General features: G+C 50.5%; 18 protein-coding genes. 3 read left to right on the top strand and 15 right to left on the bottom strand.

The window, feature by feature from the left end:
* Nucleotide 1: 1 nt before the first annotated feature.
* Nucleotides 2-2,329: a xanthine dehydrogenase molybdopterin binding subunit gene (xdhB, locus tag BFC17_RS00390; protein ID WP_070174484.1), complete on the bottom strand. Its 2,328-nt coding sequence runs from the start codon at nucleotides 2,327-2,329 to the stop codon at nucleotides 2-4.
* Nucleotides 2,322-3,764 (bottom strand): xanthine dehydrogenase small subunit, encoded by a 1,443-nt coding sequence (gene xdhA / locus BFC17_RS00395; RefSeq protein WP_070174485.1) that lies wholly within the window; start codon nucleotides 3,762-3,764, stop codon nucleotides 2,322-2,324. Before xdhA ends, xdhB begins: the two co-directional genes overlap by 8 nt.
* A gap of 386 nt (nucleotides 3,765-4,150) precedes the next feature.
* On the opposite strand from xdhA, the gene BFC17_RS00400 reads away from it, so the two are divergent.
* Together BFC17_RS00400 and puuE are read left to right on the top strand one after the other, a co-directional pair.
* Nucleotides 4,151-4,804, top strand: a complete 654-nt coding sequence (locus BFC17_RS00400; RefSeq protein ID WP_070174486.1) for a TetR family transcriptional regulator C-terminal domain-containing protein — start codon at nucleotides 4,151-4,153, stop codon at nucleotides 4,802-4,804.
* On the top strand, nucleotides 4,801-5,706 hold the full coding sequence (gene puuE, locus BFC17_RS00405; protein ID WP_070174487.1) for an allantoinase PuuE: 906 nt from the start codon (nucleotides 4,801-4,803) through the stop codon (nucleotides 5,704-5,706). The genes BFC17_RS00400 and puuE overlap by 4 nt, the downstream gene beginning before the upstream one ends.
* Nucleotides 5,707-6,064: 358 nt before the next feature.
* Here the strand turns inward: puuE and BFC17_RS00410 are convergent, their stop codons facing one another.
* Nucleotides 6,065-7,393, bottom strand: coding sequence for an NCS2 family permease (locus tag BFC17_RS00410; RefSeq protein WP_070174488.1), 1,329 nt, complete (start codon nucleotides 7,391-7,393; stop codon nucleotides 6,065-6,067).
* A 251-nt stretch (nucleotides 7,394-7,644) separates the two neighbouring features.
* Here BFC17_RS00410 and BFC17_RS00415 point away from each other — a divergent pair, with 251 nt between their 5' ends.
* Nucleotides 7,645-8,658, top strand: a complete 1,014-nt coding sequence (locus tag BFC17_RS00415) for an adenosine deaminase (RefSeq protein WP_070174489.1) — start codon at nucleotides 7,645-7,647, stop codon at nucleotides 8,656-8,658.
* A 60-nt stretch (nucleotides 8,659-8,718) separates the two neighbouring features.
* Here BFC17_RS00415 and BFC17_RS00420 read toward each other — a convergent pair whose 3' ends face one another.
* The 12 genes from BFC17_RS00420 to BFC17_RS00475 all read right to left on the bottom strand — a co-directional run bounded on the left by BFC17_RS00420 (nucleotide 8,719) and on the right by BFC17_RS00475 (nucleotide 24,017).
* Nucleotides 8,719-9,813, bottom strand: coding sequence for a purine nucleoside permease (locus tag BFC17_RS00420; protein ID WP_070174490.1), 1,095 nt, complete (start codon nucleotides 9,811-9,813; stop codon nucleotides 8,719-8,721).
* Between the two features lie 62 nt (nucleotides 9,814-9,875).
* Nucleotides 9,876-12,359: a TonB-dependent siderophore receptor gene (locus BFC17_RS00425; protein ID WP_070174491.1), complete on the bottom strand. Its 2,484-nt coding sequence runs from the start codon at nucleotides 12,357-12,359 to the stop codon at nucleotides 9,876-9,878.
* Nucleotides 12,360-12,643: 284 nt separating this feature from the next.
* Nucleotides 12,644-14,008 (bottom strand): uracil-xanthine permease family protein, encoded by a 1,365-nt coding sequence (locus tag BFC17_RS00430; RefSeq protein ID WP_070174492.1) that lies wholly within the window; start codon nucleotides 14,006-14,008, stop codon nucleotides 12,644-12,646.
* Between the two features lie 3 nt (nucleotides 14,009-14,011).
* On the bottom strand, nucleotides 14,012-15,487 hold the full coding sequence (locus tag BFC17_RS00435) for an adenosine deaminase family protein (RefSeq protein ID WP_070174493.1): 1,476 nt from the start codon (nucleotides 15,485-15,487) through the stop codon (nucleotides 14,012-14,014).
* A gap of 216 nt (nucleotides 15,488-15,703) precedes the next feature.
* Nucleotides 15,704-16,069 (bottom strand): AraC family ligand binding domain-containing protein, encoded by a 366-nt coding sequence (locus tag BFC17_RS00440; protein ID WP_070174494.1) that lies wholly within the window; start codon nucleotides 16,067-16,069, stop codon nucleotides 15,704-15,706.
* A gap of 32 nt (nucleotides 16,070-16,101) precedes the next feature.
* A complete protein-coding gene (locus BFC17_RS00445; protein WP_070174495.1) occupies nucleotides 16,102-17,337 on the bottom strand; it encodes an allantoate amidohydrolase in 1,236 nt (411 codons plus the stop codon).
* The gene (locus BFC17_RS00450; protein ID WP_070174496.1) at nucleotides 17,334-18,566 is read right to left on the bottom strand and encodes a pyridoxal-phosphate-dependent aminotransferase family protein; all 1,233 of its coding nucleotides are present in this window, start codon (nucleotides 18,564-18,566) and stop codon (nucleotides 17,334-17,336) included. Before BFC17_RS00450 ends, BFC17_RS00445 begins: the two co-directional genes overlap by 4 nt.
* Nucleotides 18,567-18,574: 8 nt before the next feature.
* Nucleotides 18,575-19,393: a sulfite exporter TauE/SafE family protein gene (locus BFC17_RS00455; RefSeq protein WP_070174497.1), complete on the bottom strand. Its 819-nt coding sequence runs from the start codon at nucleotides 19,391-19,393 to the stop codon at nucleotides 18,575-18,577.
* Entirely contained in the window at nucleotides 19,393-20,997 is a 1,605-nt protein-coding gene (locus tag BFC17_RS00460) for a gamma-glutamyltransferase family protein (RefSeq protein ID WP_070174498.1), read from the bottom strand. Before BFC17_RS00460 ends, BFC17_RS00455 begins: the two co-directional genes overlap by 1 nt.
* 9 nt (nucleotides 20,998-21,006) lie before the next feature.
* Nucleotides 21,007-22,188 carry an amidase gene (locus BFC17_RS00465; protein WP_070174499.1) on the bottom strand — a complete coding sequence of 394 codons (1,182 nt, stop codon included), beginning with the start codon at nucleotides 22,186-22,188 and terminating at the stop codon, nucleotides 21,007-21,009.
* 136 nt (nucleotides 22,189-22,324) lie between these two features.
* Entirely contained in the window at nucleotides 22,325-23,092 is a 768-nt protein-coding gene (locus tag BFC17_RS00470) for an ABC transporter permease (RefSeq protein ID WP_083271480.1), read from the bottom strand.
* Nucleotides 23,076-24,017 carry an ABC transporter ATP-binding protein gene (locus tag BFC17_RS00475; RefSeq protein ID WP_070174501.1) on the bottom strand — a complete coding sequence of 314 codons (942 nt, stop codon included), beginning with the start codon at nucleotides 24,015-24,017 and terminating at the stop codon, nucleotides 23,076-23,078. The genes BFC17_RS00470 and BFC17_RS00475 overlap by 17 nt, the downstream gene beginning before the upstream one ends.
* Nucleotides 24,018-24,044: the final 27 nt, after the last annotated feature.

The raw sequence follows: 24,044 nt of genomic DNA on the forward strand, positions 1-24,044 counted from the left end.
TTTAAGCCTCTCCTCGCAGTGCATTAATGGCCATCAGCACCTTTTCAGGTGTGGCCGGTGCTGGCAGAGCGGGGTCTTGCTGATAATCTGCAACACTGGCGATGGCATCCTTAATTGCACACCATACAGAAATCGCCAGCATAAACGGCGGTTCGCCTACGGCTTTGGAATGATAGATGCTGTCTTCGGCATTGGGGCGATCGAACAGGGCAACATTAAAATGATCCGGGGTATCGCCAATCGCCGGTATTTTGTAGGTCGCCATATTATTGGAAATTAACCGGCCGCTATCATCCCAACGTAAATCTTCACTGGTGAGCCAGCCCATGCCCTGAATAAATCCCCCTTCAATCTGACCCCGATCAATAGCCGGATTTAAACTGGTGCCCACATCGTGCAGGATATCGACTTTATCCAGTGTGTATTCGCCGGTCAGGGTATCCACGCTAACCTCGGCACCAGCCGCGCCGTTGGCAAAATAAAAGAACGGACGTCCGCTGCCGGTGTCCCGGTCATAGAAAATCTTGGGCGTGCGATAGTAGCCGGTGGCTGACAGTGAAATCCGCGCCATGTAGGCGTTTTGGATCAGCTGGGTAAAGGGCAGGGAGTGGCCGCCTGCCATGACGTGACCATTGGCAAATATTACCTCATCGGCGGTAACGTTAAATTCTTCGGAAAACAGCGCAGCGAGACGCTCTTTAATGGTAATACAGGCATTTTGTGCCGCTTTACCGTTGAGATCAGTACCACTGGAAGCCGCTGTTGGCGAGGTGTTTGGCACTTTGTCGGTGCGGGTCGAGGTGACTTCGATATTATCCAGCGTTACGCCAAATTCGTGGGCGACAATCTGGCCAATTTTGGTGTGCAGACCCTGGCCCATTTCGGTACCACCGTGATTGACCTGAATACTGCCATCAGTGTAAATATGAATGAGCGCACCGGCCTGATTGAGATGCTTAGCGGTAAAAGATATGCCAAATTTTACCGGTGTCAGCGCCAGTCCTTTTTTGATTATCGGGCTTTGTGCATTGTAAGCGCGAATTTGTTCGCGGCGCTGCCAGTATTCGCTGTCTGCTTCCAGCTTAGCAATGATATCGGCCAGGATATCCTGTTCCAGCGGCATCCCATAGGGCGTAGTCATGCCGTTTTGTGGACCGTACAGGTTAAGCTTGCGCACGGTGAGTGGATCCAGCCCGGTTTTTCGCGCCACCACATCCATCATCTGCTCAGCCACAATAAGCCCCTGAGGTCCGCCGAAACCGCGAAAAGCGGTGTGCGAAACCATATTGGTTTTTAACCGGTGGCCGACCACGTGGGTATCACCCAACTGGTAGGCGTTATCCACATGAAACATGGCGCGGTCGACGATGGCATCAGATAAATCCGGTGAGTGTCCGCAGTTGCCAGACACGGTTATTTTAGCCCCGAGCATTTTGCCTTGCTCGTTAAAAGCGATGGCGTAGTCATTTTCAAAGGGGTGACGTTTGCCTGTGACCTGCATATCCATCATCCGCGGCAGGCGCATTTTAACGGCGCGCCTGGTGCGTAAAGCAAATACCGCAGCCAGACACGCCCATTGGGCTGCCTGGGATTCCTTGCCACCAAAACCACCGCCCATCCGGCGCATATCCACTGCTACCCGGTGTAATTTTACGTCGAGTACTTCGGCTACCAGTTTTTGTACTTCACTGGGGTGCTGGCTGGAGGTAAAAATACTCATGCGATCCTCTTCTTCGGGGATCGCCAGGCTGACCTGACCTTCCAGGTACATATGTTCCTGGCCGCCAACGGATAAGTGCCCGGAAGCCGTGAGCGGAGCATGGTTAAAAGTGGCTTCCACATCACCACGGCCAAATTCGTGCGTGGGCCGGACTTTGCTGTCGGCGGCGAGGGCGGCTTCTGTGGTCAGCAGCGGTTCGGACTGACTAAAACGCATTTGAGCACGGGTTGCGGCAATACGGGCCTGCTCCTCAGTTTCGGCCAGTACCGCAAACACCGGCTGACCATGGAATTTGACTTCTTTATCCAGCAGGATTGGGTCGCCGCCAAACACGGCCCCGATATCGGTATGGCCAGGAATATCGTCGATGGTGATCACATCAATAACGCCGGGTGATTGCCAGACACTGCTGAGATCCAGCGCTTCCAGCTGACCGCTGGTAACGTTAGTGACGCCTACACTGGCATAGCAAAGCGAGTCTGGCGCAGGGATATCATCCACGTAGCGGGCGCTGCCAGAAACTTGTCTGATAGCACTTTCGTGCTTTTCTGAGCGTAGCAGTGGTGATGTGTCTGCTTTATTGATCGGTTGTTCGACTAATTTACGCATAAGTTGGCACCCGGGTAGTGGCTAAAAGTTCAGACTGAGTTTCAAACCAGAAACGTTGCCAGAGATTGGCCAGCAGTTGTTTACGGTAGGCCGCACTGGCACGCACATCGTCAATAGGCGAGAACGCTTCACTCAGCAGTTGCATGCCAAGCTGGCGGGTACTTTGGTCCTGCCAGAGTTTACCCGTGAGCTGTTGCTCCAGCGCCTTACAGCTGACTGGCGTGGCTGCCACACCACCAAAACCAGAGGTCAGGCGGGTAACGATGCCGTCTTGCAATGTCACTGTAAATACCGCGCACACGGCTGAAATGTCATCTTCATGGCGTTTGGAGACTTTATAAGCTTTTACCTGACAATCTGCCTGCTGCGCCGGGAAATGAATGGCGCTAATCCATTCTTTGTCTGCCAGCAAGGTCTGGCGGTAGCCGGTAAAGAATTCCCGTGCCGCAACGTGGCGGTACTGACTGCCGTTGTCAATGATGACGTTGGCATTCAAGGCCAGCAGCACCGGTGGCATATCGCCGATAGGTGACGCATTGGCAACATTGCCCCCCAGGGTGGCCTGGTTTCTTATTGGTAGTGACGCGAAGCGTTCGATAAGTTCGTGTAAAGCCGGAAACTGTTGGCTGAGCACGGCTGCAATATCATTCAGCGGCAGTGCTGCGCCAACGGTAATGCCGTTACGATCCAGGGTCAGTTCACGGCATTCCTTAACCCGGCTGGTGCTGATTAAGGTCGGCAGGGGTTTTAACTGTTGGGTATACTCCAGGGATAAATCCGTACTGCCTGCCACCAGTCTTGCGTCGGCATGTTCGCTGAGTAACAGAGCCATGGCTTCACGGGTTTCGGGTAAATAAACGTTGTTCAGTGCCGGCAGGGTTTGTTCCCGGGCAATATCCTTAAGCTGCTCCAGGGTGACAGCTTCAAGGGCGCTAAATTTATCTTCGGTGCGGTGCGCGCAGCTTTCCATGGTGGCGGCAATAATAGGACGGTAGCCGGTACAGCGGCACAGGTTGCCTGACAGTGCGGTGTTAACGGTTTCACGATCGGCGGTTTTGTCGCTGTGATAAAGAGCAAACATCGACATCACAAAACCCGGCGTGCAAAAACCGCACTGACTACCGTGATGGTCGACCAAAGCCTGTTGTACCGGATGCAGCGATTTACCGTCACTAAGATGTTCAACGGTAATGAGCTGCTTGCCGTGCAGCGCAGCCATTAACGTAATGCAACTATTGACGCTGCGGTAAGATATGCCTGCCTGAGAGGGCGATATTTCACCAAGAACGACCGTGCATGCACCACAATCGCCCGCGGCACATCCTTCCTTGCTGCCTTTTAACGCTTTCTGCTCGCGCAAATATTGCTGAACAGACACTTCTGCCACACTCTCTTCAAGCGTAACTAATTCATTATTAAGTAAAAATTTTATCATCCTGAGCTCCGGGCCTCTGTGGCGGGCGATTTCACGCATACCATACCGGAATTGTTATTCAAAAAGTAGACCAGATGGTCAGTTTTTATTGTTAAAGAATGGAAAATGAACCCCTTATCTGCTGCTACCGCACTGATATGTCGTTGAATTCAGGCTATTTCACAACCGTGGGCGTGACGGAGGCCAGCAGCATTTGTGGACTGACCACTTAGTCATAAAAAAAGTGACTAAATGGTCAGGAAATTGCTGTAAATGAGTGTAAAGCCTGAGACAAGGCTGGCTGAAAATGACAAGATAGTGAACGACATAGTGCTTTGATGCGTTGTCAGGCTGAGTTATCACCGGCTGTCTGGTCAAAATTCGAGATAAAAAGGAACACAGTGTTAATGGTGAGCAAATCAAAAATGGACGGTAGTATCGGTGCCAAGAATAAGCAAAAAATTCTTGCTGCCGCTGAAAAGGCTTTCGCAACTTATGGTTTTAAAGGTACCTCTGTGCAACAGATTGCCGATGAAGCTGAATTACCAAAAACCAATATTCTGTATTACTTCAAATCCAAACAGGGGCTGTATGCAGCTTTGCTACAGGACATTATGTCATTGTGGAACTCGCGGTTTGATCAGGTGACTGAAAATGATGACCCGGCAGAGTCGCTGGCCGACTATATCAATGACAAAATGACCATGTCCCGGACACATCCCCAGGCCTCTAAAATCTTTGCCATGGAAGTGCTCAACGGCGCACCTTACCTGCATAAATACTTTCGCAGTGAGCATGTGGCCTGGACCGATGGGCGCATCGAAATTCTTAATCACTGGATAAAACAGGGCAAAATGAAAGCGGTAGATCCGCAATATTTGCTATTTAACATCTGGGCCTGCACCCAGCATTATGCTGACTTCTCTTCTCAGATCACCAGTTTGCGTGGCAAAGCGATGAAACGCGCCGATTTTGACGAAGCCACCAGACAGTTGATTCAGCTAGTGCTATCGGGCTGCGGTTTATCCGTTCCGAAAAAATATCAGGAGTCAGCAGAATGAGTAATTACCCAAGAGATCTGATTGGTTATGGTGCCAATCCTCCTCACCCTAAATGGCCAGCAAATGCCAGAGTAGCGATTCAGTTTGTCCTTAATTACGAAGAGGGCGGCGAAAACTGTGTGCTACACGGTGATAGCCACTCCGAAATTTTCCTGTCAGAAATCATCGGTGCGCAGCCTTATCCCGACCGGCATTTAAGCATGGAGTCCATCTATGAATATGGTTCCCGCGCTGGATTCTGGCGACTTCACCGACTGTTTACCCAGGCCGGCATTCCGCTGACCGTATTCGGTGTTACTATGGCGATGGAGCGTCATCCCGAAGCGGTTAAGGCAATGCTTGATGCCGACTGGGAAATAGCCAGTCATGCTTCACGCTGGATCCATTTTCAGGATATGCCAATTGACGAAGAGCGTGCGCAGATAGAAGACGCTGTGCAGCGCCATAAAGCCCTTACCGGTAAAGTCCCTGCTGGCTGGTACAGCGGGCGCACCAGTCCCAATACCCTGGCGCTGATTGCAGAGCGTGACGATATTTTATATTGCGCTGACTCCTACGCTGACGATTTACCGTATTACGATACTAACTACAGTAAACCACTGCTAATTGTGCCTTATACGCTGGATACCAACGATATGCGTTTTGCTACGCCACAGGGGTTCAACTGTGGTGACCAGTTCTTTACCTATCTCAAGGATGCCTTTGATGTTCTTTACGAGGAAGGTGAGGATGCACCCAAAATGCTTTCTATTGGTTTGCATAACCGTATCATTGGTCGCCCGGCCCGTTTTGCTGCGTTAAAACGCTTTGTCGAGTATGTGCAAAATCATGAACAGGTGTGGTGTTGTACCAGAGAGCAAATTGCCCGGCACTGGGCGGAACATTTCCCTTATTCAAAATAACGCTGTTAGATATCGGGACGTTGTTAGTATTAAGGCACAGAATCTAAGCTTTCAAACATCACCGTTGGTCCTGCCCGCACAGCCCTGGCTCGTCGTCCGTGACGAGCCTACGGATTACCTGAAACTTTTTGTTGGTCAATAGTTCGCAATAACCGAACGGGTAAAATGCTGATGTCTAAACATCGCATTACCGCCTCCAGACATAATTGTTATACCGGCCTCTGCTAGTAAAACTGAGTGCCCGAATAAGTATTATTGAGTGAGCAAAACGTTTCAGGAGATACCGGATAGCGGCTAAAGCCGATTCCGGTATCACGGGGGAGAGTAACGTATTTTGTTACCCGGTGTATCTTGTATTTTAAAGACCAAAGGCGTAACGGAGGATAAACAATAAGGCCAGCAGATAGGTAATCACACTGATTTCCTTGTGCTTACCGGTGCCCACTTTTACCCCTACGTAAGTAATAAAGCCCAGCGCAATGCCTTCGCTGATACTGAAGGTGAGTGGCATTGCCATTAGCGCAACTACCGTCGTTGCCGTGGCACCTAAATCGTCAAACTCCAGGTGACGGATAGATTCCATCATGAGTATGCCCACCATAACTAATGCCGGGGTAGTGGCCATGATCGGAATTACTTTCATGAGTGGCGTTAAAAATAAGGCCAGCAGAAAACAGATACCGGTAACAATGGCGGTAAGACCGGTGCGCCCGCCCGCCGAGGCGCCTGCGGCAGATTCCACATAGCTGGTTACCGGCGAGGTGCCCAATGCGGCACCAACGACACTGGCGGTGGCATCGGCTGTCATGGCGGCACCAATTTTAGGCAGTTTATCTTCTTCATTTAGTAAATTTGCCCGCCGTGAAACGCCAATAAGGGTACCAATGGTATCGAACATATTGACAAACATCAGGGCAAAAATCAGATCCCAGGTCTCGGCAAAATGCTCGATGGGATACATGATGTCCATGGCAAAAAAGGTTTCGCTAATGGGCTCCGGCATGCCAACAATGGCCTCCGGGGTTGGGGTGAGCATGCCGTTTTCGGTTGGGATCAGGGTACCAGCTAAGGTGAGTAATACAATCGACAGCAAAATACCGCCGGTCACGTTTTTCTTAACCAGAATAATAGTCAGTACAATACCGGCGAGCGCCAGCATAACGGCAGGATTAGACAGGTCGCCAATGGTCACAAAAGTGGCCTGATTAGCCACAATTAAATCGGCATTTTTAAGGCCGATAAAGGCAATAAATAACCCGATACCACACTGTACCCCTATTTTTAACGACGGCGGAATGGCTTCGGCTATCAGGGTTCTTACCCCGGTTAGCGTGAGTAGCAAAAACAGCATGCCGTTCCAGAATACAATACCCAGCGCCGCCTCCCAGGGAATTTCGCGGGTCATACAAATGGTAAAAGCGAAAAAGGCGTTAAGGCCCATACCCGGTGCCAGCGCAATCGGGTAGTTGGTCATAAAGGCCATCAACATGGTACCCAGGCACGCCGCCAGAGCACTCACGGTGATCAGACCTACTGCGGGCATGCCAGACAGGCCCAGTATTCCCGGGTTAACTACCAGAATATACGACATAGCTGCAAAGGTGGTCAGCCCGGCAATGACCTCTGTTTTAATGGTCGTGCCATGGGCCTCAAGTTTGAAAAGCCGCTCTATCAGCGTCGAAGACATAGTGTGTTCTCTTTATTGTTGTGTTGCTGTCCCTGATGTAATCAAACCTAAGCAAAAAACTGACCATTTAGTCAAAGAGTTGGTCTGTATTCTGCTAGGCTTAGATATATCACCGTTATTGGTTGGTAGCGCTGAGACCAACTTTGTTATAAATCAGTTTGATGCAGGCTATTTTGGCATGGAGCCATCACCAAATGCACCTAATTGGTGAATTTGCCTGACAACAGTGCGTGAGGGAGCTTCATAACGCGATGAGACTAATAAAATTAATTGAGCAGTTACCCAAGACAGAACTGCACCTGCATATTGAGGGGACACTGGAACCCGAACTTATGTGGGCACTGGCAGGCAAGCACGGGGTAGATTTACCCTATGATTCCGTAGAGGCGATAAAAGCCGCTTATCAGTTTGATAATTTGCAGAGTTTTTTAGATCTGTATTATCAGGGCGCAGATGTATTGCGTGATGAAGAGGATTTTTACCTGCTGATGCGTGACTATTTGCAGCGCTGCAAAGCCGATAACGTGGTACATACCGAAATTATGTTTGATCCTCAGACCCACACCGAGCGGGGCATTGGGTTTGCGGTATTTATGCCGGGCTTTCAGCGGGCTATTGACGAAGCCAAAGCCGAGTTTGGTATTAGCGTTTACCTTATCATGTCTTTTCTGCGTCATTTGCCAGAGTCCGCCGCCATTGAAACCCTGAATCAGGCCCGTGACTATTATCCTTTAATTAAAGCGGTCGGACTCGATAGTTCAGAACAGGGCAACCCGCCAGAAAAGTTTATTAAGGTCTTTACCGCAGCCCGGGCTCTGGGTTTTAAATGTGTTGCCCATGCCGGCGAGGAAGGCCCCCCAGCGTATATCTGGCAAGCCCTCGATTTGCTCAAAATAGACCGGATTGACCATGGCGTGCGCGCCGACGAAGACGAGGCCCTGTTAAAACGCTTAAGTGACAGTGGCATGGCGCTTACTGTGTGCCCCCAAAGTAATATCAAATTGTGTGTGTTTGATAATATGGCTCAGCATAATATTCTGGATTTGCTTGAGCGAGGATTGTGCGTAACAGTGAACTCCGACGACCCCAGTTATTTTGGCGGTTATCTTAACGACAATTACAAAGCCCTGATGACCCATCTGGCCATGACCGAGTCGGCCTTGGTGCAACTGGTGAAAAACAGTTTTGTGGGTTCATTTTTACCCGCCGAAGAAAAAAACAACTGGCTGCGGTGTATTGATCAGCTGATAGCAAAAGCAGCCTGAACAAAAGCGCAACAAGCAAAACGGGGCCATGAGCCCCGTTTTTGTATCTGAAGATAATGATTATGGCTTGGCTGGCAGGCTATCTGCGTACTTATCCCAGTTAAGGACAATTTCATCAATCACGGTACTGCCCACTTTATAGGCCGCTTCCAATGACGGTAGCATACCTGCATAACCAGCACCGGTACTTTCAGAGGCGAGGTTTTCTGCCGCCGTCATACCGGTAGGTTGCATAGTAAAGTTACTTGCCGTGCGTAATACCATTACTCGTTGCTTATCCACCAGGCCAGCCTTATCCAGATAAGTTAATGCCTGATAACTGCCGGTATCTTCCATACCCGAGGTCATAAAGTTGCCTTTACCGTTGGTCCAGAAAGACGTCCAGTCGTTAGCCCAGTCGTTAAACAGCTTTCCATGCCAGAAGGTAGAGGCAGCCAGATGGTCGCCGCGTAACACTTTGGGCGGTAATTGGGCGGCAGGCATTGCGGTATATTTACTGCGTAAGGTAAGCATGGCGTCGGTATCCATCAGCTCAATGTCTTTGGTCAGATTGAATGCCCAGTCCACCAGTTGGGTATTCAACTGAAACATTTCCCCATTGTGAGCAACGACATCGCCTTCCTGTTCAGGGTAAGGCGCATGGGCAAATAAGGGAAAATACCCTGTGGGCCAGTCTTCGGGTATCTCGCGAGCATCAATTTGATGGGCAAGATCGCCGTCGACCAGATAATCCGTCCATACCGCAGAGCCAATCGAGCCATCCTGCGGGTCGATACCGGCAATGCCTGCAATGAGCCAGTAGGCTTTCGTTAAATCAAAGCGAGGGTCCAGTCCCAGCGCGGTAAACGCCGATGAAGCGCGGGCAATACCCATACCGGTGACCATGCCGAGTACGCCTTTTTCAGGGTTGTAATAAAGGTCATGAAATCCGTGTGGAAAATCAAACTTTTCGGTCAGGCCGTAACGTTCTTTCCAGAACTGAAATTCACCAGGGCGATCGCCTTCGTCCTGGCCAATCTCAAACATGGCGACCACGACGGCTTTCACTGGCAGTTTCTCAGTTGCCTCCGCTGGGGCGGGGACGGGCGTTTCGGTGTTGGGTTGACAGGCACCGAGGGCCAGACAGCTCAACAAAATTAACAACGAATATCGCATGCTTTCTCCGTAGGTAAAAAAACGGCATGCAAAAGCATGCCGTTACAGGTAGTTAACTAAGTTTAAAATTTATAAGAGAACTTCGCACTGAAATTACGTGGTAATTCAGGTAACACGATTTGTCCGCCAAATAAATCCGGGAAGTTTGAACGGAAATAGCGTTCATCGGTCAGGTTCTTAACAGTTAGGTTAACTGCGAAATTTTCAGTCTGATATGAAACACCGGCATTGATCAGGGTATAAGCAGGTAGAGTTACAGCGCCTGAAAAACCTGATTTAGTCGAATCAGCATCTATTACGCTAATGCTGGTGGCGTAACCATTCTGAAAATCGTAAGTGGCGGTCAAAGAATAAATATCTTCGGGAATACCGGCTTTAATAGCGCCCGGATTCGATGAACCTGGACCTACAGCAAAGTTACCAATTGGCAGACCACCGTAAATTACGGATGGGTCGTCTAACTGAGGGAAGTCTTCGGCACCAAGGAAACCAAACTGATAGCCAACATCACGTGCGGTAACGTTGGTTACTTCGGTATTACTGTAACCCGCTGTTACTACCAGGCTTTCGTTAACTACCCAACGTAATTCTACCTCGGCACCTTCATTTTTGGTCACGTTATTAGTGATAACCATTTGGGCGTTGAAATCAGTCCGTTCCTGCTCGTAAATCGCGATCGCAAAGTAGAGAGTGTCATCAAGGAAGGAGCCTTTTAAACCGTATTCAAACAATTCAGAGGTATCCATAGCGGCACCAGAAGCGATGTTAGAAGTCCAAATCTCTGCGCCCTGACCTGCGACCAGTGTAGTTTGTTCGGCCGCAGTAATATAAGGGATTAAGCCAAAGGAGGTTTTATAGGAAATACTGGTGTTCCAGGAGACACCATCCAATGTATTTGAAGCGGCAACCGGTGCAGTAATATCGCCTTCACCACCAAAGCCAAGAATGTTCTGGCCATCGGCAGACAGACTGATATGGGAGTTAGAGCCATTGCCAAACAGCAGTTTATCAACCGGTAAAGAACTCTCGAGATCCACGCTGTCGTATCTGGCACCCAGCACGATGTTAAGACCCCAGTCCCAGGTTAAATCGGTCATTACAGCAATGCCCAGGTCGAGATAGTTACCGATGTAATAATCGGTGTAGTCATCATCGATACGGGTGGATAACAGCCGGCGGTCCAGTGCAGTCGACGGCATGGTTAAGTCGCGGCGGTCAAAAAACTCATGGTGGAAATCGTCGCCATGTTCAAAGTCGGTGTAGCGCAGTGAGGGGGAGATCTGAACCTGCGCATACAGGGAATCAAAGTCAAAATCCGCACTAAATATAATCTTATCTTCAATCACCCAGCTGTCATGAAACTGCGAAAATCCATAGGCATTTTCGTTGATGTTCTCGTAGGCTTCATAGAACAGTTGGTTCTTTACTTCCCAGTTAGAGTCGGAGTAATACACCACATCAAAATACAGCGTGGTGACATCGTTTTCTAATCGGTCGTCCGCGGCTACCAGTACCTGATTACCCTTGAGTGTTGCGGTGCCCGGATTATCCAGCGCCATCAGATCATCAAAGCCGTCGGCAGGCCAGTCTGCGGGTGTTGCTGTGAAGATAAAGGGGTTGATCAGGTTTTCTACCGCATCGTATTCCTGATGTGAGATAGAGCCGTCACCATCGGTATCCAGCGGTTTAGCAGTACCGGTAACATAGGTGCCGTTATCAATAAGTTCCTGAGTCAGACGGTTCCAACCAGCAACCTGATTGCCTGCGTATTCGTGGTACATACCACCAAATTCAATGTTCAGGTTGTCACTGAGATCAACGTCAAAGGAAGCCTGAATAATGGTTTGGTCGGTAGAGGTGTTGTCGTAATAACTGCCTGAGTTCTCTACTTCGCCGTAAATGTAGTAACCCATTTCTTTGCCTGCGATGGTTGCCGGGCCGCCTACTTCAGCGGTTAACACGCTTTTATCCCAGGAACCTGTGGTGTAGGACATCGCTCCCTGAGGAGCTTCAATATATTTGCCCCGGCCAACTTTGGCTGATTTAGGGTTGAAGTTCAGGTAGCCACCAATTTTTGCCGGGCCGTAAATAGGCGATGCCGGGCCGCGGACTATATCCACCCGGCTTGAGGCACCAATTGGGGTAGGGTAATTACCCGGGTTATCTAATCGTTTCACACCGCGAAAATAGGCTTCACCAGGGTTACCGCGAATATCCAGTGAACCAGCTACACCAAAGAAAGATTGGGTAAAGGTACCCGGCGCAAAAGCGACCAGTTCGTCAATATCAGAAACGTTAAAACGTTCCATTTGCTCATCAGAGATAGTCGATGCTGAACGAGGCGTTTCAAGAATGGATTTACCAAAACCAAAAACAGCTTCCACATCCTGACCGGGTAAGCTACCCAGTGATCCCTTAACTTCAATTTTTTCAATTTCTGCGTCTGTTGGTTCTTCCTGAGCCATTGCTGCCGTTGGGGCAAGCATCATTAATCCTGTGGTCACAGCCAGAGTCAGCGGCTTCACAACAAACTTATTGACTTTCATGGTGTTCCTCTTTTGGAATTTTTTGAGTGTATGAAATTATTATTTTCTGCGGGGAATATTGCAGGTTTGATGCCAAAATCCTGTCCAGTTGGTCAGGGTGAGCTGTGTTTTTAATTTTCTGATTTATTTAAAGAAAAATTAAGGAGTAAAAATGTTATGTAAAAATAAAGACCCGAAGCCAACGGGTACAGGTGATTTTGCACCATCTCAGTGACTTAGGCTTTAGTATTGCACCAAAGCTGTTACGTCACTGAGGCGGTGCAGTTTACAATGCCGGTAAGTGACTATTTCGTCGCCTCGAGAGATTCTGCTGGTATTTGTGGCTGCTCTGCATCGGGTAATACCAGGCTTAAAACTATCGCGGTAAGCCCGGCGGTAGTGACCGGGGAGACAAAGATATTGCCAAGCCAGGGCGGTAACTGACTAAGCAGGTTACCCACCATCATTACGCCAAGCCCCATGCCCAGAGAACAGGCGGTAATCAGACTGTTGCGCTGATTCAGCGGTTCGCAGGTAAGAATTTTTACCCCTCCCACGGCAACCATGGAAAACATGACCAGGGTTGCACCACCCAGCACGGGCTTGGGAATCGCCTGTAATATTGCACCAATAAAAGGAAATACCCCCAGCACTACAAATACCGCAGCAACAAAATAGCCGACTTTACGACTGGCTATACCGGTCATTTGGATCACGCCGTTATTTTGCCCGAATGTAGTATTGGGGAAAGTACAAAAAACCGCGGCCAGCAGCGAGTTAATACCATCGCCCAAAATCCCGGCCCGAATCCGTTTTAAGTACTTGTCACCTTTAATGGGTAACTGACAAAACAAGCTGTTGGCGGTTAAATCGCCGGCCGTTTCAATGGCGGTGAAAAAATAAATCAGGGCAATGGGCAAAAACAGAGCCCAGTCAAAATGAAAACCATATTTAAATGGTTGTGGAAAACTGAACAGGGGTAACGAGGTCAGATTAGAAAAATCCGTGATACCCGCAAACCAGGCCATGATGGTGCCCACAAACATACCAATGAAGATGGCAGACAGTCGTAACCAGCGATTTTTATGCGCGTTAAAGTAAATGATCACCAGTAATACGCCAAGACCGAGAGACAAATTAGTCACGCTGCCAAAGCTGTCGCTGTTAAAGCCACCAGCCAGGTCGGTCATGCCCACCTTAATCAGCGAAATGCCTATGGCAATAATGACTACTCCGGTGGTGATAGGTGTTATGACCCGTTTTATTTGCTGGATAAACTGACTCAGAATAATTTCGACAAAAGCGCCCCAGAAACAGACGCCCAGCATCATGGCAAGAATGTCATCATTACTGCCGCCCCGGGCTTTAATGGTGGTGCCCACCATCAGCAATGCGCTGATAAACGCAAAACTGGTTCCCTGAATGGCTACCAGGCCGCTGCCGACCGGACCAAATCCCCGGGTTTGAATAAAAGTGCCAATGCCGGTAACCAGCAAAGCCATACTGACCAGATAGGGCACCTCAGCCTGCAAACCTAAAGCTGACGCAATGATAAGGGTGGGCGTGACTACGCCTATAAAACTGGCTAAAACATGCTGCACGGCCGCCGTGAGACTTATCATAAAGCTGGGGCGGTCTTCCAATGCATAGAGAATGTGATGCTGTGACATTCGTTATCCTTGATGACACAAAGTGGGTTGATATTGGCAAATAAACAGGCGCTTGGCAGGCGGTTGTGGCAAAGATCCGGTACCAGACCGGGAAAGCGTGTCGGCAAATTTACCTAGCCGCTGCTCGTAGGTTGCCAGCGCCGCCTGTTTATCCGTGGCGTTTAAAAAGCTATGTTGTAAAGACTGTCTGGCAAGCCCGGTGAGCTCCTGCCAGGACAGGTTAAATTCTTTAACGGCAACGAAATATTCGTCGGTCAGCCTGCTGTCCCACATACCGCGGTCGTCGGTTGTCAGTGCTACCGGAATATTGGTGCGCAGATACTCGGGAAAAGGATGTGTTGCATAATCCGGCGTGTAGCCCAGCAAGCGATTGCTGATAAGGTTAATTTCTATCAGGTAGGGGCCATGGCGCATTAACAGCAGGGTATCCGCGTCGGTAATGGCATTAAGGCCATGACCAATACGCTGAGCACCGAGCAGCAGGGTATCTTTAACGTGTTGGTTCGGCTCGTCCACCTCTCCGGCATGAATAGCCAGATTGATTGCCGGGTAACTGCGGCGTAGTTCCCGTAACACCGGTAAAAATCGCAGTGGATAACCCTTGTCGTTATCTTCGCGGCCTACCATGTTAATGCCTACGTAAATATCGCGGTGTTTATCCACAAAATCGTACATCCAGCGCAGATGTTGTTCAGCATGTGGGAGAAAGCGTAATAACGCATACTGGAAACGAACCACGACGCCGGTTTGCCGGGCCGCATCTGAAGCCAGTGTATCGGTGTAGATTTTGAGTGCAGCTTCAGGCGGCATCCGTTCGCCAGCAGGCGTGATGCTGCGATCTACGTTTACCTGCGTTTCCAGATACTGTAAGCCTTCGGCGGCAAATGCCTGCATATTTTTAAGCAAAATATAGGCACCAATGTGGGGATTACTGGTTAGTTCGTTTAACCTTTGCCAGTGGGTTTCAAAAAACTCATTGCGGCCTTCGTGGGCTTTGTCCAGGCGGATACTATTGAAAAAAGCCTGTTTTTTATGTTCGTCCAGCTCGCTGAGCAACTCATACTCTTGCTGCTCACATTCGCTTAAGTTTTGGTAGGTAGACGCCTGAATGGTACGAAACAGCAGGTTTTGCGGATTAGGACCATATTCGTTGGTACCATAGCCATGACATTGCAGCAAGCGGGTTTTGGTGTAATAAACATAACCACCATTGCGTGCTGGCTGGGTAGCGATGTCATACCACCATTCGCTAAAACCAGCACCGCTGAGGTGATGATGTAAATCGCCGCCTTTAGGCAGTGACCACAGAAGTTGGTACAGTGCCTGATCAGAGGCGTTGTGCTTAAATTGCCGAAACCACTTATCCATGTCAGCGCTGAATGCCGCTGAAGATGACAACATCAGACCGGTAGCAAGCAGGTTAGCCAGGAATGGAGCGACTAAACGGTGACATCGCCACCGGTAACACACACTGAACATAGAAATCACTAAAATTGTAAATAAGACAGTGAAAGTAAAGCAATAATCTGACCATTTGGTCCAGTAATTCGAATGGGGTTTAAGTTATTGATAGTAATGGATAATAAAATGTGAGGTTGGGTGTTGGGAGGAAGGTAAAATTGCGGTTGCACCAGAGCAGGGCATAACTGACTCAACAATAGTCAGTCGCCCGGTTAATTCGCTCATTTGGTGCAATTAGTAAGGAAAGCCCTCAGGGAGAGTCACAAAAATAGAATGACGCACTTCGTTGTACATGGCGCGGCTGCAGTGACCTTCGCCTTCGGTGTCTTCCAGCAATAATACGTCGCCAGCACCGTACACATGGCGCTCACCGGATGAAACGGTAAACTCTGCCCGGCCTTTTAAAATAAACAGCAGTTGTCTGGCCGGGGCCGGATGCCATTTAAAATCATAATCGGCTGGCGTTTCACGAAAAATAATCGAACCAGCGGGGATTTTCTCAGATAATAAGCCGATAGGACCGCCGTCTTTTAACGGGATGTCGGCTTCACCAAAATGGCTTTTGCCTTCGGCATCATTATAAATTCTAGGTATCTTCACGTACTTTATCCTTCTGGTTATTGAAAATGCCCCTAATCAACGGGCGAAAACGACTTAAAGAACTGATAAATAACTTGCAAACTTGTTGCCACATCTTCAGCTGTTATCGATTCGCCCGGATGATGGCTGATGCCGCCTTTGCAGCGCACAAACAGCATACTAACCGGGCAGATAGCATCCATGGCCATGGCGTCGTGGCCCGCGCCTGAGGGCAGGCTGACAGCAGGTAAACCGCTTAACTGAATCGCTTGCGCTAAAGTTTGTGATAAATGAGGGTCACAGTGCACGGCATCGGCATGATGGTTTTGCTGCCAGTTAACGTCGACTTTACGTCGCTCGGCCACATCGCGGAAAATCTCCTGAATAAGCTTTAACGCGGCATCCCGTTTATGGTCATGTTCGCTGCGGATATCCAGCGAGAAATTCACCTGACCGGGGATCACGTTTACCGCACCGGGTTTGGTTTCAAGCCGCCCCACAGTGGCGACAATGCCAAACTGATTGGCAATGGATTCAACCGCCAGCACCATTTCACTGGCTGCGGTCAGGGCATCCTGTCGCATACCCATAGGCACGGTGCCAGCGTGACCAGCCATGCCATTGACCTGTACGTTTAAGCGTTTGGCACCGGCAATGGCGGTAACCCAGCCCACCGGCAGGTTTTTATCTTCCAGTACCGGTCCTTGCTCAATGTGAACTTCCAGATAACCCAGCACGCTGGCAGGGTCGATGGTAGCATCGGCGACTTTTTCAAAGGACAAACCAAATTCAGCCATGGCCTCGGGCAACGACAGGTGATTCTCGTCCCGTAATAGCTGCCAGTCTTCTTTCCAGCGGCCTGTCAGGGCACGGCTACCCAGCAGGGTAGAGCCAAAGCGGGTGCCCTCTTCGTCACCAAAGCCCACAATATCAATATGGAAGGGGAAGCGAATACCGTTATCAAAACAGTGTTGGACAGCGGCTAGCGGCGCGATAACGCCCAGCATGCCGTCGTACTTACCGCCATTAGGCACCGTATCCAAATGGCTACCGAGTACTAAAGAGCGGGCATTGGCATCGGTGCTGTGATAGCGGCCCCATTGGTTGCCAGCGGCATCCTGCCAGACGGTCATCCCGGCCTCACGCATCCACAGCGCCACTACATCATTGGCCTGACGATGCTGAGGGGTCAGATAGCGACGGTCGACCATGCCTGGCGATTGCGTAATCGCACCAAGCTGGTCGCAACGTAACATCACCTGGTTGGCCAGGCTGGCAAAGTCGTTCATATGGCAGCGTCCCGGGCTGCTGCATAGGTATCCAGCGCGGCATCTACGCCGCCACCAGCAGGCAGCTTGTGACCAGCGCGACGCAACACGGTTTCCAGCGATTGCAGGGTATGTAATACCGCATCCTGACGGGCGTTATAACCCATGGTGCCGATGCGCCAGATGCGGCCTTTCAGCGGTCCAAAGCTGGTGCCGATTTCAATGTTGAAATCCAGCAGCAACTGCTGGCGAATTTTTTCGCCATCCACGCCGTCAGGAATTTCCACACCAACCACATTGTGCATTTTGTGTTTCAGGTTACCGAAGGGCTCAAGGTTAAGCGCCTGAATACCGGCTAACATGGCATCACCGCTTAGTTTGTGGCGGGCGATGCTGTTATCAATGCCTTCTTCAATTAAGTTAATGGCGCACTCGCGGGCACTGAATAACATGGTGGCCGCTTCGGTATGGTGGTTAAGTCGTTCTTCTCCCCAGTAATCCAGCAGCATCGGAATATCAAAATAGTTGGAGCGAATACGGCTGCCTGAGCCTGACTGGTGAGCTGATTCGCGAATACCGGCTTCAACGTGATGACGCTTGCGTACCAGCTCAACATAACGGTCGCTTAAGGTAATCGGCGCACTGCCAGAGGGACCGCCAAGGCATTTTTGTAAACCCACTGAAACGGCATCGAGCTGCCATTCATCGGTCTCAAAAGGGTTACCGCCAATCGATGCGGTGGCATCTGAATAAAACAGCACATCGTAACGGCGGCAAATTTCACCCAAATGCTCCAGTGGCTGCAACATGGTAGTAGAGGTATCGCCCTGTACAATGGCCAGCATTTTTGGCTGCACGTCGCGAATGGCCTGCTCGATTTGCTCGGGTTCGAAGACTTCGCCCCAGGGCACTTCAATGCTGTGTACGTCGGCACCGGCACGTTCTGCAATTTCGCACAGCAGGTGGCCAAAGCGACCAAAAATGGGTACCAGCACTTTATCGCCGGGTTCCAGCGCCGACACCAGCACCGCTTCAATACCAGCGCGTGAGGTACCATCTACCAGAATGGTTTGCTGGTTCTGGGTTTTAAATACCTGACGGTACAGTGCCATGACTTCGTTCATGGCGCCGGTCATGGCCGGATCGTACTGTCCTACCAGTTGTTGCGACATTGCCGTTAACACCCGGGGATAACAATTAATCGGGCCGGGGCCCATGAGTAAGCGGGGAGGCAGTGATAAGGGTTTCATTTTTTCTCCTAGAGCAAGCTCTGAGCAAGCATTCTGACACCGGTGATAAGCAATACCACGGCGAATACTTTCTTGAGCTTTGCGGCATCCAGTTTGCTGGCCAGGCCAGCGCCAACCGGTGCAAATAACACAGTAAGGGGGACGATGGCGGCAAAGCCAATCAGGTTGACCAGGCCAATAGTGCCTTCGGGGGCATCAGCCGGTGACTGACCTAAAATCAGCATAGTGACTGCCGCCGGTAGCGAAATAATTAAGCCAACGGCAGCCGCGGTTCCTACAGCGCGGTGGGCCGGATAATTACAAAAGGTCAGGGTGGGCACGGTTAAGGTACCGCCGCCAATACCGACCATGGAACTGAATAAGCCGATGCAAATGGCAATAATGCGCTGACCCAGTGCGCCGGGCAGGTCGTTAAACCAGGCGCTCTTGCTGCCCACAAACATATTGATGGCCGACAGACTGGCGATAGTGCCAAATAATAAGGTAAGAATTTCGCCATTTACCTGGGTTACCGCGTAGCTGCCCAGCAGTACGCCTAGCAGAATGAACGGGCCCCAGCGTTTCAGCAGCTCGCTGTCGACGTTACCTTTTTTGCGGTGAGCGCGAATGGAGCTAACCGAGGTAGGAATAATGGTGGCCAGTGAGGTGGCGGTGGCAATCAGCATGGCAGAATCAGCGGATACGCCTAATGCCTGAAACAAAAAGTACAGCACAGGCACAATAACAATACCGCCACCCACGCCTAATAATCCGGCCAGAATACCGGCAAATACACCGGTGGCCATCAGCGCTAAAATCGTTGGCAGTAATTCCATAAGGGTTTCCATTACTCGGTATCTCCTGATTCTTCGTTTACATAAGCCTGAGCGAAGGCTTTGCCGTCGCTGCGCGGATCGGTAGCGGCTTCGGTGGTGCTGTCGGTATGCAGTACTACCGCACCAGCATGACCCATCAGTTCGTTACAGGCATCCACTACGACCATGTCGTGACCGCGACCTAGCAAATCCTCTCCCACGTATTCGTTGAGGTCGCGTTCAACTTTTAAGTTGTGCGACTGATCGCCCCAGGTGCGGCCCAGCAGCCAGCGGCCAAGGGCAATGGCTTTATCCAGCGGCTGGTTGTGATACACATAACGGCTGAACAAGGCTGCCTGGGTTTGCGGCTGGCCTTCACCGCCCATGGTGCCGTAGCTGATACGCCGTCCATCGTTAAGCTCGGCAAAGGCTGGATTTAACGTATGAAACGGCTTTAAGCCGGGCTTCAACTGCTGTAAATGGCCTGGAGTCAGGCTGAATGAGGTACCACGGTTGTTCCACACAATGCCGGTTTTCGGGCTGACTACGCCGCTGCCGTATTCCCAGTAAAGGCTTTGGATGTAGCTCACCATGCGGCCTTCGTTATCGCAGGCGCCCATCCAGATGGTATCGCCCAGTTTGGCTTCATGTGGCCAGGGCAGCGCTTTCGTCAGGCTGATTTGCGCGGCCATGTCATCCAGGGCGTCATCGGTCAGAAAATCGCTGAGATCCACACTTAAGCGGCCCGGATCGGTAAGGTATTCATTACGTTTAATAAAGGCCTGTTTGGTGCATTCAATGAGTAAATGCACCATGTCGGCATCGCTGCTGCCTTGCGCAACTACACGATCGTAAAGCGCCAGAATAATCAGCGAGGCAATGCCCTGGGTAGGGGCTGGCAGGTTATATATTTTGCCTTTCGAGGTAGTGACGCTGAGCGGCGTGACGACTTTGGCTTCGTATTCAGCAAAATCACTTAAGCGAATAGGGGAGCCGGCGGCTTCCAGATCGGCCGCTAAGTCGCGGGCGATATCGCCGTGATAAAAGTCATCGAGGCCGTTATCGGCTAAACGTTGTAGGGTATTAGCCAGCTGCGTCAGCTTAACAATCTTGCCTTTCTTAAGGGCTTTTCCTTTAATTAAAAATTGTGCGAAGTTTTCATCACCGGCCAGATCGTCAAAGGTTTTTTCACTGGCATCCGACATACTCTGAGTCACTTCGATGCCCCAGTTAGCCTGACTAATCGCCGTTGCCAGCAGGTCTTGCAATGGCATGGGGGATTGCCAGTCTTTCGATATTTCCAGTGCTTTTTGCCAACCCGCTACTGCACCTGCCATGGTCAGCGCCGCTTTTCCACCACGTGACGGAATGGCATCCAGACCCTGATAAAAATCACCGTCCGCCATGGCCGCTGCGGTGCCGCAGGCATCGATTGCTACCGGTGCTTTGCCCGGTTCGCTGATCAGCCAGAAACCGTCGCCACCCAGGCCGTTCATGTGCGGGTATTCCACCGCGATAGACGCTGCCGCTGCCACCATGGCTTCAATGGCGGTGCCGCCGCGTTGCAGTATTTCGTTGCCCACTGTTGATGCCGCATAGTGCGGGGCAGTAAAAGCAGTGTGTTGTTGTTTTGTCATGCTTTTTGATTATTCCGTAAGGGTACGAGCCAACGCGAACAGGGCAGCTTCACTCTTTGCCGGACCAATCAGAGACAGTCCGCAGGGCGCGTCATTCAGGCGAAATAACGGCAAATGCAATTGAGGTAAGCCCGCCAGTCCGGCGAGGGCAGTTAATGATAATAATTGTTTGCGATAGTCGGTCAGTGCCGCCGGTGTAGCCGAAAGCAAAGGCGCACAGCCAGGCGTGGTTGGCAAAACTATCGCTTTTTGTTCAGCAAGTAGCGTGCCCATAAGTTCACGTACCTGTTGTTGAATGCCTTTGGCGCTGGCCACTTCAGCATCGGTGATCTGCGCGCTTTGGTTAAATCGCTCGGCGATATCCGGCGCAAAAGTTGGATTAATTGTACTGATCCATTCACCGTGGGTGCGCCAGATTTCACGGCCCTGTAACACTCTGAAAGTCTCTGCCAGGGGCAGTTGTTCCAGTGCACTAAAATCACCTTGTGTGGTGGCAACCGGTAATGCACTGAGCCATTGTTGTGCTGCGTCAGCGTGTTCACAACTGTCGATAGCATTTTGGTAAACCACCAGCGAAGTCAGCTCTGGTGTATAGCCTGCTGGTTCATCAAACAGGCATTGCATGCTGTTTTCGAGTTCTGTCAGCGTTTCGCACATTACGCCAACAGTATCAAAACCGGGTGCGAGTGCGACCAGACCATCGGCGCTGATGCGGCCATGGGTGGGGCGCATCCCGAAGAGGCCGTTATAGCTGGCCGGTACCCGGATAGAACCGCCCGTATCAGTACCTAAACCAATATCAGCCAGCCCCGCCGATACGGCAACGGCCGAACCACTGGATGAACCGCCGGGTAAACGCTCAGGCGTAACCGGGTTAATCGGTGTTCCGTAGTGTATGTTTTGCCCGTTTAAGCTGTAAGCGAGTTCGTCAGTAATGGTTTTACCCGCTAACTTCGCGCCGGCATTGATAAGTTTAGTGACGGCGCTGGCCGTTTCACTCGTCTGTGCATGAGATGCCAGCCAGTCCGGATTACCAGCCGTTGTCGGCGTGCCTGAGATGTGAAACAAATCTTTGACAGCTAAACGGGCGCCACTCAGCGGCTGAGGCTGAGTAGAAGCAGTATTTTCTGCGCGCGACGTTTTAGTCGCTGGTTGCCACACAAAAGGCGAACTAACGGAGTGATGATTCATGGTAAAAAGTGTTGCAAGGTGATATGTACATGAAACAATCGTTTCAAGAATATGTCAAGTGAAACGTTTGTTAAATTTGGGTAAATTTAATTAACGTTTTGCAACCAGGAAAAACGGTCAGGCGCCGGGCTGAGACCTAACCGGCGCGCTTGTTAATGGCAGCAAACTGCGCAGATAGCCAGAATAATGCCGTGGCCAGCGCCGGTGCTATGACTAAAGCCTGTTGGCGCAATTCATCGTTGCCTGCCAGTGTGGCCATCATCATATAGCTCCACGGGTAATACACCCAAAACTCGGAGCTGCCGATTTGTACGATACCCATGGTAGCAACCACCGCTACTGATAGGGGAATGATAATATTGCCGAAGCGCCAGCTGATAGCGTGCTGGATCACCAGTACCGGAAGGCTTGCAAGCCACAGCGATGGCACTGAAAAGAGCAGTATGGCACCGGCTGTGGGGTCAAAGGGGGCACCAAAGAGTGTTAAGGCACCAGCCCCGAGCAGCCCGTAAAACCACAGCATAAGACTGGCCAGCAATGTAAGTAGGGCAGACAAAACACACTTTGCGCTGTACAGTCCGGTCAGACTCACCGGTAACGAAAGCATTAATCGCCAGCCCTCGTTTTTATGCTCGTTACCGTTTATGGCACTGCTGATGAGCGCAATAAACAGTGGCAGCATAAAATAACTCCATAATGCTGCGACGCCCATCCACCATTTTTGCCAGTTTTCTGCGGTAAACAGACTCACATCCTGAGATTTAAGTGCTAACCCAAGCAAAAATAAAATGACCAGTAATGGCAAGACAAACACCATTAGTACAACCGACGTGCGTTTGAGTTTCAGGGTTTCTACGTAAAACAACGTAATAAGTTGCTGCGGCATGCTAGTGGGTGTGTTCATCGGTAAACCATTGCTCTAAAGACTGTTTCTTGTGGTAAGACTGGTAAATTTCAACGTCATGTTTAATTAATAAACGATGTATAGCAGCCTGTTGTTCCCGGGTGATGGTATCGATTTCAACCAAGCCGTTATCCAGCAGACGAGCGTTGAAACCTTGCCCGGTTAAACAGGCGAGGGCCTGCTGAGGCTTCGCCACTTCTATTACCTGACACTGTTGCTGGCTGGCCTTCCACTGGGTGATATCGGACTCAAACTGAATGCTGCCGGCTTTTAACACGGCAAATCGGGTGGCCATTTTCTCTACTTCATCCAGGTTATGGGTCGAAAAGAATACCGTGGTACCGGTGGTCGCAGGCAGTTCCGCCAGCAGTTTTCGGATATCGCGGATGCCGCTGGGATCCAAGCCGTTGGTGGGTTCATCGAGGATCAGCAGTTTGGGATTACCCAGCAAAGCATGGGCGATGGCCAGGCGCTGTTTCATGCCCAGAGAAAACGTGGCGACTACCCGGTCTGCGCTGGATTGTAATGATACAACGGATAACACCCGGGCGATTTCAGAACGGGATAAGCCTTTAATACGGCAGCCAATGGACAAAAATTCGGCGGCCGTAAGATTTGGGTAGAGACTTGGCGCATCGATGAGTCCGCCAATTAATGACAGCGCCGCACAGTTAACGCTAACCCCATGAGTACGACGTAGTAAACGCCGATGACGGCTAAACAGTGGTTCACCACAAATAACAACCTCGCCATTATCCGGTGAGGCCAGGCCGGTGAGGATACGAATGGTGGTGGATTTTCCCTCGCCATTATTGCCCAGAAAGGCAAATACACTGCCGTAGGGCACGGCCAGGTTCAGCTCATCGAGTACCGTTTTATCGATAAATGATTTACTGATATTACTGAGCATTAGCGCGTCAGGCATGCTGTCCTCGTCCTCTGAGAGTATCCT

This window comes from Marisediminitalea lipolytica (assembly GCF_001758465.1).
GTDB classification, from domain to species: Bacteria; Pseudomonadota; Gammaproteobacteria; order Enterobacterales; family Alteromonadaceae; genus Alteromonas; species Alteromonas lipolytica.

What these genes read in the sequence shown, in the direction of transcription:
- BFC17_RS00420 (WP_070174490.1), bottom strand. Translation starts at nt 9,813, where the DNA reads ATGCGATATTCGTTGTTAATTTTGTTGAGCTGTCTGGCCCTCGGTGCC.
- BFC17_RS00415 (WP_070174489.1), top strand. Translation starts at nt 7,645, where the DNA reads ATGAGACTAATAAAATTAATTGAGCAGTTACCCAAGACAGAACTGCAC.
- BFC17_RS00430 (WP_070174492.1), bottom strand. Translation starts at nt 14,008, where the DNA reads ATGTCACAGCATCACATTCTCTATGCATTGGAAGACCGCCCCAGCTTT.
- xdhB (WP_070174484.1), bottom strand. Translation starts at nt 2,329, where the DNA reads ATGCGTAAATTAGTCGAACAACCGATCAATAAAGCAGACACATCACCA.
- BFC17_RS00475 (WP_070174501.1), bottom strand. Translation starts at nt 24,017, where the DNA reads ATGCCTGACGCGCTAATGCTCAGTAATATCAGTAAATCATTTATCGAT.
- xdhA (WP_070174485.1), bottom strand. Translation starts at nt 3,764, where the DNA reads ATGATAAAATTTTTACTTAATAATGAATTAGTTACGCTTGAAGAGAGT.
- BFC17_RS00400 (WP_070174486.1), top strand. Translation starts at nt 4,151, where the DNA reads ATGGTGAGCAAATCAAAAATGGACGGTAGTATCGGTGCCAAGAATAAG.
- BFC17_RS00410 (WP_070174488.1), bottom strand. Translation starts at nt 7,393, where the DNA reads ATGTCTTCGACGCTGATAGAGCGGCTTTTCAAACTTGAGGCCCATGGC.
- BFC17_RS00435 (WP_070174493.1), bottom strand. Translation starts at nt 15,487, where the DNA reads ATGTTCAGTGTGTGTTACCGGTGGCGATGTCACCGTTTAGTCGCTCCA.
- BFC17_RS00445 (WP_070174495.1), bottom strand. Translation starts at nt 17,337, where the DNA reads ATGAACGACTTTGCCAGCCTGGCCAACCAGGTGATGTTACGTTGCGAC.
- BFC17_RS00465 (WP_070174499.1), bottom strand. Translation starts at nt 22,188, where the DNA reads ATGAATCATCACTCCGTTAGTTCGCCTTTTGTGTGGCAACCAGCGACT.
- BFC17_RS00425 (WP_070174491.1), bottom strand. Translation starts at nt 12,359, where the DNA reads ATGAAAGTCAATAAGTTTGTTGTGAAGCCGCTGACTCTGGCTGTGACC.
- BFC17_RS00455 (WP_070174497.1), bottom strand. Translation starts at nt 19,393, where the DNA reads ATGGAAACCCTTATGGAATTACTGCCAACGATTTTAGCGCTGATGGCC.
- BFC17_RS00470 (WP_083271480.1), bottom strand. Translation starts at nt 23,092, where the DNA reads ATGAACACACCCACTAGCATGCCGCAGCAACTTATTACGTTGTTTTAC.
- puuE (WP_070174487.1), top strand. Translation starts at nt 4,801, where the DNA reads ATGAGTAATTACCCAAGAGATCTGATTGGTTATGGTGCCAATCCTCCT.
- BFC17_RS00460 (WP_070174498.1), bottom strand. Translation starts at nt 20,997, where the DNA reads ATGACAAAACAACAACACACTGCTTTTACTGCCCCGCACTATGCGGCA.
- BFC17_RS00450 (WP_070174496.1), bottom strand. Translation starts at nt 18,566, where the DNA reads ATGAAACCCTTATCACTGCCTCCCCGCTTACTCATGGGCCCCGGCCCG.